At 45.9% G+C, this 15,631-nt stretch carries 13 protein-coding genes; 4 read left to right on the top strand and 9 right to left on the bottom strand.

Annotated features, from left to right (window positions below):
- Positions 1 to 139: 139 nt before the first annotated feature.
- The 9 genes from FDP09_RS06455 to FDP09_RS06415 all read right to left on the bottom strand — a co-directional run bounded on the left by FDP09_RS06455 (position 140) and on the right by FDP09_RS06415 (position 9,369).
- Positions 140 to 1,087, bottom strand: a complete 948-nt coding sequence (locus tag FDP09_RS06455) for a hypothetical protein (RefSeq protein ID WP_137401875.1) — start codon at positions 1,085 to 1,087, stop codon at positions 140 to 142.
- A gap of 96 nt (positions 1,088 to 1,183) precedes the next feature.
- A complete protein-coding gene (locus FDP09_RS06450; RefSeq protein ID WP_137401874.1) occupies positions 1,184 to 2,884 on the bottom strand; it encodes a GMC oxidoreductase in 1,701 nt (566 codons plus the stop codon).
- Between the two features lie 18 nt (positions 2,885 to 2,902).
- Positions 2,903 to 3,454 carry a gluconate 2-dehydrogenase subunit 3 family protein gene (locus tag FDP09_RS06445; protein ID WP_137401873.1) on the bottom strand — a complete coding sequence of 184 codons (552 nt, stop codon included), beginning with the start codon at positions 3,452 to 3,454 and terminating at the stop codon, positions 2,903 to 2,905.
- 318 nt (positions 3,455 to 3,772) lie between these two features.
- A complete protein-coding gene (gene creD / locus FDP09_RS06440; protein ID WP_137401872.1) occupies positions 3,773 to 5,122 on the bottom strand; it encodes a cell envelope integrity protein CreD in 1,350 nt (449 codons plus the stop codon).
- A gap of 54 nt (positions 5,123 to 5,176) precedes the next feature.
- Positions 5,177 to 5,467, bottom strand: coding sequence for a winged helix-turn-helix domain-containing protein (locus tag FDP09_RS06435; protein ID WP_137401871.1), 291 nt, complete (start codon positions 5,465 to 5,467; stop codon positions 5,177 to 5,179).
- Complete coding sequence (locus FDP09_RS06430; RefSeq protein WP_137401870.1) at positions 5,464 to 6,072, bottom strand: hypothetical protein; 609 nt, start codon at positions 6,070 to 6,072, stop codon at positions 5,464 to 5,466. The genes FDP09_RS06435 and FDP09_RS06430 overlap by 4 nt, the downstream gene beginning before the upstream one ends.
- Positions 6,073 to 6,234: 162 nt before the next feature.
- Entirely contained in the window at positions 6,235 to 7,368 is a 1,134-nt protein-coding gene (locus FDP09_RS06425; RefSeq protein ID WP_137404955.1) for a P1 family peptidase, read from the bottom strand.
- A gap of 51 nt (positions 7,369 to 7,419) precedes the next feature.
- Positions 7,420 to 7,887 (bottom strand): pyrophosphohydrolase domain-containing protein, encoded by a 468-nt coding sequence (locus tag FDP09_RS06420; protein ID WP_137401869.1) that lies wholly within the window; start codon positions 7,885 to 7,887, stop codon positions 7,420 to 7,422.
- A 708-nt stretch (positions 7,888 to 8,595) separates the two neighbouring features.
- Positions 8,596 to 9,369 (bottom strand): superoxide dismutase, encoded by a 774-nt coding sequence (locus FDP09_RS06415; protein ID WP_137401868.1) that lies wholly within the window; start codon positions 9,367 to 9,369, stop codon positions 8,596 to 8,598.
- A 223-nt stretch (positions 9,370 to 9,592) separates the two neighbouring features.
- On the opposite strand from FDP09_RS06415, the gene dapF reads away from it, so the two are divergent.
- The 4 genes from dapF to FDP09_RS06395 all read left to right on the top strand — a co-directional run bounded on the left by dapF (position 9,593) and on the right by FDP09_RS06395 (position 15,624).
- Complete coding sequence (gene dapF / locus FDP09_RS06410; protein ID WP_137401867.1) at positions 9,593 to 10,366, top strand: diaminopimelate epimerase; 774 nt, start codon at positions 9,593 to 9,595, stop codon at positions 10,364 to 10,366.
- Between the two features lie 114 nt (positions 10,367 to 10,480).
- Complete coding sequence (gene secA, locus FDP09_RS06405) at positions 10,481 to 13,864, top strand: preprotein translocase subunit SecA (RefSeq protein WP_137401866.1); 3,384 nt, start codon at positions 10,481 to 10,483, stop codon at positions 13,862 to 13,864.
- Between the two features lie 9 nt (positions 13,865 to 13,873).
- Complete coding sequence (locus FDP09_RS06400) at positions 13,874 to 14,425, top strand: hypothetical protein (protein ID WP_137401865.1); 552 nt, start codon at positions 13,874 to 13,876, stop codon at positions 14,423 to 14,425.
- A gap of 5 nt (positions 14,426 to 14,430) precedes the next feature.
- Positions 14,431 to 15,624, top strand: coding sequence for a M20 metallopeptidase family protein (locus tag FDP09_RS06395; RefSeq protein ID WP_137401864.1), 1,194 nt, complete (start codon positions 14,431 to 14,433; stop codon positions 15,622 to 15,624).
- Positions 15,625 to 15,631 lie beyond the last annotated feature (7 nt).

Raw genomic sequence — 15,631 nt, 5'->3', positions numbered from 1 at the left:
AAAGGAGCCATTTCACTAAAATTTAACAATCTATCCTAATACTTACCCACACTAAATCATATAGAACCCAAATTTAACCCAGAATAAGCAGGGTCTTAAACTAAAAATTTACCCACAATAGTTCACTTAGTACCAACCACTATTCTGCAACCACGTATTTCACCAAAAAGACATAGTCCTGATAATCCCCATTGGCAGCTTCTTCAAAACATACCAAGTATTGTTCTGGAAGAACTTTTCCATTATTATCCTTAACCGCATACACCCTACAGGCATGAACAGCATGGTCTGGATGAAGCAAATGATTCCAACGGTCTTCTGAATAGGCCACATGGCTCGGGCTGGTGGTATAAAAGCCAAAAGACAATTTACCCGGATCAAATGAAGTCTTCCCTTCCTCGAGGGATGGGTACAGGGTTTGGTGTTCAGGATAGCTGGCACTATTTGCCAGCACGCCTACCTGCTTCAATACGGGGGGCTCAATGCCGGATTTATAATACCCAAAGGGAAGCTCAAATGGTGGGCTATATCGTGCTACCGGTATCATCTCCACAGTTTCAGCACCTTCCGCTTTTCTAAAATACTTTACCGACAATTCATCACCTTGCAGATCGGCCGTGGTATGGTGGGCCAGTCCAGTCCATCCTAGATCCAGTTTCCAGCCAAGTGCCTGAACCACCAAGGACAAAGGAGGTTCATTTTCGCCTTCCAAGGCTTTTGTGCTCAAGCCACGAACTGGCCTACTGACCAATACTTCACCGTCCTGTGATATTTCCATGACCACCTCAGCAAGACCAATGAATTCCATGCTTGGTTTAAACTGCACAGACACGACCAATTTATCATCTATGGATGCTATTTTATTTGTTGAAAAAAGTTCTGCTTGATCGCCTAAAAAGGTCACTTCTACCTTATCCAAAGCCTGCTCACCAAGCCGAAAAGCCACTGTATCTGCCTTACTGTGCTCTCCCCTAATCGAAGATAGCACGATGGCCGGAACATCATTTACTTGCGCCACACAGCTTCCAAATACACTCAGGAATATGGTCATTGCAACCGATAGGACTTTCGCAGGTGAAAGGGTCATGGGGTATAAGGTCAATTTTACATTAAATAAAATGCCATGGATAAAAAGCACAAGGCATCCCCTGCCTATTTATCCATGACAAATAAGAAAAGCTATTTACAGGTTCTGCTTCTTAAGCTCCTTTACGGCATGATCACATGCCCGCGCCGTAAAAGCCATGTAGGTAAGTGATGGATTTTGACAGGCTGAGGAGGCCATAAAAGAGCCATCCGTGACAAACACATTGGGGACTTCGTGCATTTGATTGTAACCATTGAGTACGGAAGTCTTGGGGTCCCGTCCCATCCTTACAGTACCCATTTCGTGAATACAATGTCCCGGAGGCGGGGCACTGTCATAGGAGCTGATATTCTTGGCACCTACTGCTTCCAGTATCTCAACAGCACTTTGCCGCATGTCTTTTCGCATGGCCTTTTCATTCTCCTTAAATTCGCAATCAATGTCCAACGTTGGCAGTCCATAGGCGTCCAGCTTCTCATGATTAAGGCTTACCTTATTTTCATAATACGGCAAATGCTCACCCCAAGAGCCGATCCCAAAGCTCCAATCTTCACTAGGCTGGGTTTTGGAGAGCTTAAAGTCAGCACCTACTCCTGCTGGGCCGCCTTGGCCGCGACCACGTCCAGCACCTCCCTGATAGCCAAAACCACGCACATAATCTTCCCGTTTGGTGGCTTCACTGATGTTTCTAAAACGAGGCACATAGATGCCATTTGGCCTGCGCCCATAATAATATTTATCCCCAAAGCCTTCGATGGTTCCTGAAGCACCCACGCCAAAGTGATGGTCCATCAGGTTATGTCCTACTTGCTCGCTACCATTTCCCAAGCCATTAGGGAATGCGTCAGAAACTGAATTCAGCAAGATATATGCAGAGCCCAAGGTCGAAGCATTCAGAAAAACAATCTTCGCATAATACTCCGTATATTCTTTGGTCTCGGCATCCATGATACGGACGCCTTTTGCTTTGCCACTTTCCTTGTCGTACAGGACTTCAGTCACGATAGAATAAGGACGCAAAGTCATATTCCCTGTCTGCATGGCGGCGGGAAGTGTAGCTGAGTTACTGCTAAAATACCCACCAAAAGGACAGCCTCTGGCACAGAGGTTCCGATATTGACATGGTCCTCGACCATTGATGGCCTCCGTAGCATGTGCGGCCCTGCCAATGGTGATGATCCGGTCGTCAAACTTTTCTTTTACCCGTGCGGCAACGTGCTTTTCCACGCAGTTCATTTCCATCGCTGGCAAAAAGTGGCTGTCAGGTAACTGGGGGAGTCCCTCCGCTTGGCCAGATATCCCTGCAAATTTCTCCACATACGTGTACCATGGTGCCAAGTCCTTATACCTTACCGGCCAGTCCACCCCATGGCCATCTTTGGCATTTGCTTCAAAATCAATATCGCTCAGCCTGTAGCACTGTCTTCCCCACATCAGTGAGCGGCCGCCTACATGGTAGCCTCTGAGCCAATTGAATGGTTTGACTTCATTGTAGGGATTTTCGAGGTCATTTACCCAAAATTGCTGGGTATCTTCACCAAAGGCATAGCATCGGCTTTGGATGGGATGCTTCTCCTTGCTTTCATTGGTCGACCATCCGCGGTGATCGAGTTCCCAAGGGTTCAGGTTTGTGGTGGGGTAGCCCTTTATGTGTTCCACATTCTTGCCGCGTTCCAGCACCAAGGTTTTTAGTCCCTTTTCACATAGTTCTTTTGCTGCCCAGCCTCCACTGATGCCGGAGCCCACCACGATCGCATCGTAGGTATTTTCTTTTGTTGCTTTGATATTTAAATTCATGGGAAGGATTATTTTAGGTTATGCCCAGGCTTTGTCTCCGGGCTTCAGATCGACACAGCCATCATAATGGCCCGGCACCAGTTCGTAACGCAGCGCCTGAGTGGCACCTGCCTCCGAACTAAAGTATCCAAAAAGAGTCAACTCTTTGATGATTTTATAGCCTCCGGACAAGCTCTCATCAAGTTTACTTTCCTTGGCATAGACCTGACTGTCCAGCTCACTTACTGCAGCGACCTGTTCAGCCGCCGGTGATGATGAAAAATCCCTCTTCCTTTCAAAATAATCCAATGCTTCGGAAACTTTTTCCCGGTCTTCCTGGGAATAACAGTCTTCAAGCATTTTCACCATAAATGTTCCGATTCCAACGGCTTTGGCACCTGGGGAGTCGGATGTTTCAGGGATGATGATATCCCCAATTTCTGCCATCAACCCGGCATCTTCATCACTGAAAACACCAGCCACGGCATTTTTTGAGCGGGTACAGCCCTGCTGGAATACAGCAAGGGTAGATACCGATAGGGCACTGCCAAATAGCAGGCCCACGCCCTTCATTGCTTCGCGTCTATTCATATTTCCTATAGGGTATTACTTGATTTGAACGCATTAAATTATTGATTCCTTGTAGGATAAAAAATTAATTTACACGAAAAGCCCTAATATACGATTTTGATGGCACTAAATCTCTTGGAACGGTGGCCGATATGTTTCTCCAAAATACCGCCATTATCACTGCCTGCTGCCTCCACTTGGTGATTTCCCAAAAAAGTATGCTCACCATCATTTTTTCAGTATGCACAGCCATAAAAACCAATACCTGCCCCGTTTTTTCGGCAAGTAAATGATCCTTTTTTGCCAAAAAAGGGCAGGTACATAGTTAGCTTAACACAATCACTTATCTTCTTGCTTTCCGATGCTCAATTGATACCAATTAATATTCCGTGTAAAATACATGGTCATGGCCAACATCACTGTCAGGCCAATACTTCCCATCAGCAGGGCATAATCAGTTAACTGTAAGGTCACATATAAAAACCCAAAAGCCCCCGCTAACGCTACCAATAAGAGCAAACTCAGCATTTTCTTTTTGAAAACGGCCAGCGAATACAGTACGATCATGGACACAACGCCCAAAGTGGCAAGGGCATAGGCCGTATTGAAATCCAAATGCTCCGTGATGGATACTAGCAATACATAGAACAAACAAAGTCCTAAGCCGACCAAAGCGTATTGGAAGGGGTGAATCTTCCGTTTATTGAGCACTTCTACCAAAAAGAAAACCAGAAAAGTAACGACAATGGTCATCACCGCGTACTTGGCAGAACGCATTGACTTTTGGTAATTGTCCACAGGAAATATCAAATCCACACCAAATGCCGCTGCTTGAAGGTTTCCTCCTTGGGATTCATCCACCCAAAACTGCGGAAAATTCCGGTTCAACTGCAGTACTTTCCAATTGGCGGTAAATCCATGGTTGGTAACTTCACGCTGATCAGGTAGAAAATTACCACTAAAGCTAGGTGAAGACCAGGGTGACGTCAACCGTATTTCGGTCGTCCCACCCACGGGAACAAATGTCATGCTACGGCTCCCCTGCAAATTCAATGCAAATGAAAAAGGAATCCTCTGACCTTTCATCAAGTCCAGGTTAGGCAAATCCACCGAGATCCCCTGATGGATCAACGCTGGAATCTTAGATCCAGGCTTCACTTGCAGCTTCTCACCGCCCCAATTTACGACCAGCTCCTCCTTAATTCCCCTGAGGTCGGATATTCCGATGGTCAGAAAGGCTTTGTCATATTGGATTTCCTTGAGGTTATTCCGATTAAAATCCTCTTGAAGCTGGAAGTCTCCTGCTATCACCAAATGGGATTTATACACCACTACTTCATAAATCCCCCGACGAAGGGTCTCGGGAGTGATTTTCCCATCTACCAACAGCTGATCGGGGAGTAAGTAGAGGTACTTTATTTCTTCTCTGACCTCCTCCCTATCATGATATTCATATAGCAGTGGAACGGTCAGCACCGGACCGTTCACTTGCTGGCTATTGGCCCATTTTGAGCTCACTTCAGCCTTGGTTTGCTCATTGAGCGCTTCGCGCTCGGAGATTAAATCCATGATCATCGACGATGGAATCAACAACAGTAAAACCAAAATGGTGATGACCAATAATTTTAGACTGACGGAATTACTGATCCAAGCACCTAATTTTTCCAAATACGTGTTTTCATTTTTCATAATTATCTGTTTTTAAAAGTACTTTGTACTTCAAAGTAAATAAGTAAATTTTTTTTATTTCAATAATTGTTCAATTGCCTTGATATGCTTCTCAAACGCCTTGATCCCTTCCGGTGTGGCTGCATACTTGGTATTCGGCTTACGGTCGAGAAATTCTTTTTTGAACCGGATATATTTATGCTTCTCCAAGTTTTTCAAGTGACTTGCCAAATTCCCATCAGTCACCCCCAAAAGGTCCTTTAATGCCATAAAGTCCAGGTGATCATTGACCACCAAAGCAGACATTATCCCCAACCTGATTTTATTTTCAAAGGCTTTATTAAGATCCTTTAAGAGCTCTTTCACAACTTATATTTTAATTGCATGACCAATCCGTAAACAATATGGAGCACTCCAAAACCAACGGCCCAAAACCAAATCCCATATCCTGTAAAACAGGCAGCCAGCAAACCTAACACTATTTCTGCGCAACCCAAACTGCGAATTGCGCCCAGGGTATATTTACTGGCATTGATCAGTGCCAATCCATAAAACACCAACGTTAAGGGGGCGATCCACTCCAAATTTCCCTTAAGCAAAAGAATCACACAGAAAATACCTCCTGAAACTATCGGAATGGCCAGGTTGACCAGCAGACGTTTGGACGGGTGATCCCAAAGCTTTTGTTTATTTTTCCTCGCTGTATTTCTGGTAAACAAAACGCCAGCTGCAATAGCGCCCACCAAGGTCAACCCTCCTATCCACATCAAACGAAAAAGCATGGACATTTCGTCAACACCTGTATCGTACGACCACTGGGAATAGACGAGCCGATAGGCCACAAACGCCCCTATCAATGCTATGATCCCTGCGGCAATGCCTGACATACCGCTAAGGGAAATAAACTTAGAGGACTTGTTCATCATTTCACGGATTTCCCGCAAATCGTCCATGTATTTTTGCTGATCCATAGAAAGTACTTTGAATTACAAAGTAAATATATAATGGTTTTTTTCTATTTCAAATTTTAGACTTGTTAAAAATTCTAAATCAGTCCAGTAAAGCTCATAGGGGCCAGGTATTCCTTATAAACATGTTTTTTCACCAGGGCTCAAAAATAGCGTCACGTCAAATTAAAAACCTTTGCTACGCTTTATCTCCAAAACACGGTCGTGGGAAAGTGCTTTGACCTCATGACCTTGGTAGCCCTTCATGGTTTCTGCAGCAAACAGGGAGTTGATAATGGCCTCTTCGGTAGCTTCTATGGTAGCCAAAAAAAGCCCGCTCATATAGTCATTGTTAACCACTTCCATCGTCAGTCGTTCTGCTCCATGGCTATCATAAGGAATCCGTAGGTCCTTTGCCGTTGAAAAAGCCACCACATAATCCCCTGAACCATTAGAGGCAATTCCGCCTGTTTTAGCCAGCCCCATAATCGCCCTTTTTGCAATGCGCTTTAAGTTTCGGGCGTGTACCGGTGCATCGGTGGCTACGACGATCATGCATGATCCGTCAGCCGATTCCAGCTGATTCTTAAAAGCATACTGACCGAGTTCCTTACCTACGGGAAGTCCATCAATCTGCAGGACTCCTCCAAAGTTGGTCTGTACGAGCACGCCTATGGTGTAGCCTCCCATATCAGCAGGGAGCTTTCTGGAAGCAGTGCCTATTCCACCCTTAAAGCCAAAGCAAACCGTACCGGTCCCGGCACCTACATTTCCTTCTTCTACAGTTCCAGATTGGGCAGACTGGATGGCAGTTACGACATCGGTTGGCTTCACATGCATGCCACGGATATCGTTGAGATACCCGTCGTTGGTCTCTCCCACCAGGGCATTGACAGATCGGACATTGGCATTTTCGGGATTCAGGAATGTATAATCAATGGCCCCCTCAATTCCTGCCGCCACACTAAGCGTATTTGTCAGAATAATAGGCGTTTCGATATTCCCTAGCTCTTCTACCTGGGTGGTTCCTGCCAACTTCCCAAAGCCGTTGCCCACATACACTGCTCCCGGGACTTTTTCCTGAAAAACATTTCCACCATGTGGCAAAATGGCTGTGACCCCAGTACGGACACCTTCATCTTTGATTAGCGTCCGATGGCCTACTTTCACACCATCCACATCGGTAATGGCATTCCACTTTCCCGGCGACATCACGCCAAACGTAAAGCCATAATCCCTGGCCCGCTCCTGGCCATGGCTGCCAAAGGAGATCATTACAGTACAAGCTAAGGCGTAAAGGGATTTGGAAAGACAGGTCATCATCAAATGGTGTTAGTGGTTCATAAATAGATTTTGGGAATGGCACGTTACCTATTTGGAAAGAACCCCTTTAAGGTCGGCAGGGGAATAGTTTACAGACTTAAGGGTTTTGTTATCTTCCTGCCTGAATACCAAATAGAGGTCACCTTCTTTTTCATAATAGGAATCCACTCCCTGTTTTTGGTAATGTGAAACAGTGGCTTCAGCCTCTTCGACAGACTTACAGGCCTTGCTCATATTCGAGCGCTGCACTTCGTCAAACAGCTCCTTGAACTTATCCGCCAACCCAAACTCCAACACGGCGCCGGCCAATACATATTGTATGTCACACAAAGCATCTGCCACCTCTACGATATTTTCATCTTTGATCGCTTCTTCCAACTCTTTTAGTTCCTCTGCGATCAAAGAAACCCTAAGCTTGGACCGCTTTTCATTGGGAATGGCAGGTTTTTCTAAAATGGGATGTTTGAAGGTTTGGTGAAATGCGGCTACGGCACTGAGCGTCTTGGGATTTTTCATAAATTAAATTTTTCGAATAATTAAAGAAACAAAAAAAGTGAAATATCCACCGTTTACAAAATGATTCCCAGGGCAAACGCATTTTATATTTCGTGCAGGGCAGCTATCATCTGCGCCGCTAGCACTACTTCTGAAGCTGGAGAAGTGCTTAGCGTCCTGAAAAACAGGCAAACCAAGGGCCGTCATAAAGAAGCAATACCTTATTTTGGCTCAACCTGGTTACTTAAGAAATCATGACACTGCATAGAATGATGCTGGTAATTTATCCAAAAGAGACTCCTTATAGCATATAACAGACTTATTAACCTCAGTTCGATTATAAAACCGTCACTGCGAGGCTTAGAGGTAGGCCTGAGCGGGTGGAAGCCGTGGCAGCTCGCCGCGGCGAGTTGCCACACCCTTTTCCAACCCACATCCACCTAAAAAGGGTTCGCTATGACGGTTTTTATACAAAAAAAAAGTCGAGCTAAGGTTATTAACTGAATCCGCACTGAAGGTATTGGGCGTTAAGAAATTAAAAAGCGGGCGGCTAGACAGGGGAGCACGGATTTTTGATTATTTATCTGTGATGGTCCAGGAAAAATTTTCCGTCGCGGCAGGTCTGTGAAAAACTTTATTACCGGCAAGCACGTGGATAATCAGTTAAAAAAAAGCCGAATGGGAGACGCTCCCATCCGGCCGTATATTATGAATAAACTAAAGGTCAGTTTAAACGACAGCACTGTACCGGTCCTGTACGGCAGCCCAGTTTACGACATTCCACCAATTTGACACATATTTACCACGCTCATTTTGGTAGTGAAGGTAATACGCATGCTCCCATACATCGATCCCCATCAACGGAATCCCCTGGAGTTCTGACACATCCATCAGCGGATTATCCTGATTGGGAGTAGAACCTACTTTCAGATTTTTATTGGCATCGACTACCAGCCAAGCCCATCCGGATCCAAAGCGCCCTTTGGCGGCTCCTTCAAATTTCTCTACAAAAGCATCAAAACTACCAAACGCCTCATCGATCGCTGCCGCAAGGTCACCTGTCGGCTTACCGCCACCTTCAGGAGACATGATGCTCCAAAAGAGTTCGTGGTTATAGTGCCCTCCACCATTGTTTCTCATGGCAGTACTGTAGTTGGACACTTTCATAAGCGTCTCTTCCAGTGGCTTGGTCATGTCCACACCTTCGGCTTCACAGGCTGCCTTCAGCTTTCGTGCATAACCTGCAGCATGTTTGGTATAGTGGATTTCCATGGTAGTCGCATCTATATTTGGCTCCAGTGCAGCATAATCATACGCAAGTCCCGCTTGGGAAAAACCGGTGCTCAACTGGGCAGTCTCTTCGGTCTCCTCTTCCTTGGACGCCCCACAGGCCGTCAAGAAGGCAGAACCTATCGCACTGCTTCCGATTCCTACTGCCAATGTGGCTTTGGTACTATGTGTTATAAAAGTCCTTCTGGAAGGATTAAATGAAACTTTTTTCATTATTAGTAAAATTTTGTTCCGAAATTATTTTGATATTCAGTACTTTTATATGAATATATTTTTCATTGCTATTTTAGCAAGTTAACTATTTAACTGATAAAATAAAACCAATAATCAGACCATTTGTCTGAATTAATGACAAGTTGGTTATGTTTGTAGGACAAACGGAAAATGGATTGGTTTTTGAGCCGATCACAATGCTTTATTAATTTATAACGAGGATATGGAAATATCATTTTATAAGTATCAAGGTACAGGGAATGACTTTGTGATGATCGACGACAGGTCGGAGCATTTTGATGAACAAAACCTGGATCTCGTCAGCCAACTTTGTGACCGTAAATTTGGGATTGGTGCCGACGGGCTTATCCTTATCCGGAACAAGGAGGGTTATGATTTCGAAATGATCTATTTTAACGCAGATGGCTCCCAGAGCATGTGCGGGAATGGAGCCCGCTGTGCAGTGGCTTTTTCGAGCTTTTTGGGGATTGTGGCAGCCCAAGCCCACTTTCTTGCCATAGATGGGCCGCACCAAGCGCGTATCATCAATGGAAATGTAGAACTGGGCATGGGAAATGTAGTATCCTTAGAAAATAAAGGTGAAGATTTCTTTGTGGATACCGGCTCCCCGCATCATGTCCGATTTGTAGAGGATGTAGAGCATTATCCCGTTGTGGATACAGGAGCAGCCATCCGATATAGCGATGACTACCGCCCAAGCGGCACCAATGTCAACTTCATTTCAGTACTAGGGGATGACCATATCTACGTGCGCACATACGAACGAGGCGTAGAAGATGAAACACTTTCCTGCGGAACAGGCGTCACAGCATGCGCCCTTGTTTTTGGCTCCCAGAAAAACATCGATCATGTGGACATCAAAGCACAGGGAGGAAACCTTGCCGTAAAATTTACCCAAGGAGAAAACGGCAGCTTTAAAGATATCGTATTGATAGGCCCTGCAGAGCAGGTATTTAAAGGATCTACAGTCATCTAATTACACAGTATTTGATAACCATTTAATATCCAAGACCAATCGAACGGTTAAAAACTACCGATTGTTATAAAAAGAAAGTAATTTTAAGCCCAATTATAATATACAATAACTACTATGTTAGATTTTATCGCAAAGGGGCTGACCAAAGTCTTCGGGACCAAGTCAGACCGGGATATAAAAGAATTATACCCTTTCGTAGGAAAGATAAACGCAGCATTTGACCAGCTTTCATCCATCACAGATGAGGAGCTACGAAACAAAACCATAGAAATCAAAGGAATTGTCGATACGGAATTAAAGTCCTTTGATGACAATATCGTCTCTCTCAAAGGAGAAATCGATGCGTTGGCGCCGGACAAGGTCCACGAAAAAGACGCCCTTTTTAATCAGATCGACAAAGTCGAAAAAGACCGTAACGAAGCCTTGGAAGTAGTACTCGAGCGAGTACTTCCCGAGGCTTTTGCTGTAATGAAGGAAACGGCCAGGAGGTTTAAGGAAAACGGCAAACTGGTCGTAAAGGCCAATGACTATGACCGGGAGCTTTCGGCCAGAAAAGATAATGTGGAAATCAACGGCGACGAAGCCATCTGGCATAACCAATGGCTAGCTGCAGGTACCGAGATCACGTGGGACATGCTTCACTATGATGTACAGCTGATCGGTGGTGTCGCCCTTCACAAAGGTAAAATCTCCGAGATGGCCACTGGTGAAGGTAAAACGCTCGTGTCCACCCTTCCGGCCTACCTGAATGCCCTGGCCGGACGTGGCGTGCATATCGTAACGGTAAACGACTACCTTGCCAAAAGGGACAGTGAGTGGAATGCACCATTATTTGAGTTCCACGGCTTGACGGTAGATTGTATCGATAAGTTCAAACCCAACTCCCCCGAAAGAAGAAAGGCCTACAATTCGGACATCGTTTACGGTACAAACAATGAATTTGGCTTTGACTACCTGCGTGACAACATGGCTCGCAATGCCGACGACCTGGTGCAAGGAAAGCATCACTTTGCCATGATCGATGAGGTCGATTCCGTGCTGATCGATGATGCCAGAACACCGCTGATCATTTCCGGCCCTGTCCCTAGGGGCGACGAGCATGAGTTTTATGAAATGAAACCAAGGGTCTCGACCTTGGTAGATGAACAGCGAAAATTGATCCAAGGCTATCTCTCTACTGCCAAAAAGCTGATCGGCGAAGGCAATCAGAAAGAAGGCGGATTGGCACTTTTCCGGGCTTACCGAGGCATGCCCAAGTACAAGCCATTGATCAAATACCTCTCCGAGCCGGGCATCAGGGTAGTCCTCCAAAAAACTGAAAACTATTACCTACAGGACAACAAGCGCATGATGCCGGAGGCGGACGAGCCGCTGCTGTTTACCATTGATGAGAAATCCAATACCGTGGACCTTACCGACAATGGCATCGAGGTAATCACCAAGAAAAACGAAGACACCAGTTTCTTTATCCTTCCGGACATTGGTACAGAAATCGCCGAAATGGAGAAAGACGAATCCATCGATGAAAAAGAAAAACTCATTCGCAAGGAGGAGATCATCAAGGATTATGGTGTCAAGGCCCAGCGTATCCACACGGTAAACCAACTGCTGAAGGCTTATTGTATGTTCGAAAAGGACACCGAGTATATCTTGGTGGATGGCAAGGTCAAAATTGTCGATGAGCAGACAGGCCGTGTGATGGAAGGAAGAAGGTACTCAGATGGCCTTCACCAAGCGATCGAGGCAAAGGAAAATGTAAAAGTAGAAGACGCCACCCAAACATACGCGACCATTACGCTCCAGAATTACTTTAGGATGTACCACAAACTATCCGGTATGACGGGTACTGCCGAGACAGAAGCTGGGGAATTTTGGGAAATATACAAGTTAGATGTGGTGGTAATTCCTACCAATAAGCCTATCCAGCGGGATGACCGTGATGATAAAGTCTATAAAACGGTCAGAGAGAAGTTTAACGCAGTAGTGGATGAAATCAATGAGCTGACCGATGCAGGAAGACCGGTATTGGTGGGTACTACCTCCGTGGAGATCTCAGAGGTACTCAGCAGAATGCTGACGCTCAAAAAAATCAAACACCAGGTACTCAACGCAAAGCAACACGCCAAGGAGGCTGAAGTAGTAGCCGAAGCGGGTAAACCGGGCACGGTGACCATCGCCACCAATATGGCCGGTCGTGGTACGGATATTAAGCTGACGCCGGAAGCCAAAAAGGCTGGTGGACTGGCCATCATCGGCACAGAACGTCACGAATCCAGACGTGTGGACAGACAGCTTCGTGGACGTGCAGGACGTCAAGGTGACGTGGGCTCTTCCCAGTTCTTTGTTTCCCTGGAAGATAGTTTGATGCGTTTATTTGGTTCAGAACGTATCGCCAAGCTCATGGACCGCATGGGACTGGAAGAAGGTGAGGTGATCCAACACTCCATGATTTCCAAATCCATCGAAAGGGCCCAGCGCAAAGTGGAAGAAAACAACTTCGGCGTGCGTAAACGCCTCTTGGAATATGATGATGTCATGAATTCCCAGCGTGAGGTAGTGTACAAGCGAAGAAAGAATGCGCTGATGGGCGAAAGACTCGAACTGGACATCCTCAATGTCATGTACGACGTGTGTGAAGGCATTGTAGAAGTAGCCAAGTCCACTGAAGATATGGACAGCCTCCGCATGAATATTTATAGTTCACTTGGCATTGATTATAAATTCACTGAAGATGACATTAAATCTAAGCCGGCTGCTACATTGAGCCAAGAGCTTTTTGATGCCTGCTATAAAAACTATGTTGCCAAAAACCAGCACGTCACTGACCGTGCATTGCCCGTACTTAAAGATGTATATGAAAACAGGGGAGCTACGGTCAAAGAAATCATGGTCCCAATTACTGATGGTATCAAGCAAATTGGTGTAGTCTGCAATTTGGAATCCACCATTGAAAATGAAGGCCGTGATTTGATCCGTGCGGTAGAGAAGAATGTCACCCTGGCCATCATCGACCAAAACTGGAAAGAGCATCTACGCGACATGGACGACTTGAAACAATCCGTACAAAACGCAGTGTATGAGCAAAAAGACCCATTGTTGATCTATAAATTCGAGGCGTTCGAAATGTTCAAGCGCTTTGTAGGCAAATTGAACGAGGACGTAATTTCCTTCTTGGCAAAGGCAGAGCTGCCGAAGCAAAACCCAGATCAGGTACGTGCTGCCCAAGCACAAAAACAACCTGAGCCCAAGGTCCAAGCTTCCAAGGAAGAAGCCAACAGTACCCTGAACCCCCATGCCAACAGGGCTGCACAAGCCGCTGCTTCTGCGAACAGGGGAGCTCAAAAACAGGTAGTCGCTCCACGAAAGTCAGAAAAAGCATACGGCCGAAATGACCGTGTTTCAGTACAGTACACCAATGGTAATGTAAAAAAAGACGTGAAATACAAAAGTGTGGAACAGGACATCAGTTCTGGCAAGTGTGTTGTTATAGAAGATTAAAAAAACACTATGAAAAAGAATATAGCCTATCTTTCCATTTTCGTAGTCACGGTATTGGCAGGATGTGCAGGGGGAAGCAAAATGAGCAAATCCGCTGCAGCCTACAATAACTACGAAGAAAACCTGTCCTCTTACCGCACCACTTATCCTGACCTTCCTAAGGAGGAAAACCTAGTACCTTCCCAGAGCAGTGGTCCTGTAAGTGCAGAAGCAGGGGATCCCGTGGACAACGATCTGCAAGCCTCACTGACCAGTTTTGCCAATAAGAACGCTGATAGAGGCGTTTATAATGGCTTTACCATTTTAGTATATAGCGGTGTGGACAGGGAAAAGGCTTTTTCTACCAGAAATAAGCTCTACAATACGCTGCCATCACAGGTAAAAGCGGAAATGGAATACGAGCAACCCCGCTACTTGGTAAAGGTCGGCAGGTACATAAACCGAATAGAGGCACAATCACTCTTCCATACCATCAAACAGGAATTCCCAAGCGCCAGGATCATCCAACAGCGCTTTGGTAACCAGGAGGAAGAGGAAGAAGAAATCGAAGAAGCGAAATAACCCCCATGCTGAAAGAAACCATCAAGAAGTTGGCCGCTGGCCAGCTTAATCAAACGATAGAAATCCGCAGGCATATCCATGCCAATCCGGAGCTTTCTTTCGAAGAGCACAATACCTGCGCCTTTGTGGAAAAGCATTTGCAGGAAATCGGCATTACCAATATTGAGCGCAAAGCCAACACTGGACTGGTTGCACTGATAGAGGGAAAAAATCCTTCCAAAAAAGTCATCGCATTGCGTGCAGACATGGATGCCCTGCCCATCATCGAACAAAATGATGTCCCCTACAAATCCAAAAATGAAGGGGTCATGCATGCCTGTGGACACGATGTGCACACTTCCTCCCTTTTGGGAGCGGCACGGATCCTTCATGCCGTAAAGGACCAATTTGAAGGAACAGTAAAACTCATTTTTCAGCCTGGGGAGGAAAAAATTCCTGGTGGAGCTTCGTTAATGATCAAGGACAAAGCCTTGGAAAATCCCCGTCCCAGCGGAATCGTTGGCCAGCACGTAATGCCCCTGTTCGATGCCGGCAAAGTAGGCTTTCGCAAAGGCATGTACATGGCCAGTGCGGATGAGCTTTATGTAAAAGTCATCGGCAAAGGCGGTCACGGTGCCATGCCGGAGACCTTGGTCGATCCGATTCTGATTGCCTCGCATATCATCGTGGCACTTCAGCAAGTGATCAGCCGCAATGCCAGCCCGAAGATTCCTTCCGTCCTTAGCTTTGGCCGTATCGAAGCCCTGGGCGCTACCAATGTCATTCCAAATGAAGTCAATATACAAGGGACTTTCCGTACGCTGGACGAAGAGTGGAGAGCTGAAGCCCATAAGAAAATGGTCAAGATAGCTGAAGGGATTGCCGAAGGCATGGGAGGATCCGTGGATTTTGAGGTGCGCAAAGGTTATCCTTTTTTAAAAAATGCTCCAGAATTGACCGACAGGGCTTACAAGGCCGCCCAAGAATACCTTGGTGAAGAAAATGTGGAAGACTTGGACATTTGGATGGCTGCGGAGGACTTTTCCTATTACACCCAAGAAATGGACGGCTGCTTCTATCGATTGGGAATACGAAATGAAGAAAAAGGCATCACAAGCGGCGTCCATACGCCTACCTTTGACATTGATGAAAGTGCACTGGAAGTCGGTGCTGGACTGATGGCATGGATAGCCATCAATGAGTTGATGTCAGAAGCATAATATCGGA

Origin of the sequence: Echinicola rosea (assembly GCF_005281475.1) — a bacterium.
In the GTDB taxonomy this organism is placed as follows: domain Bacteria; phylum Bacteroidota; class Bacteroidia; order Cytophagales; family Cyclobacteriaceae; genus Echinicola; species Echinicola rosea.
Note: the sequence above shows the minus strand (reverse complement) of the source record. Positions and strands in the feature narration are given on the sequence as shown.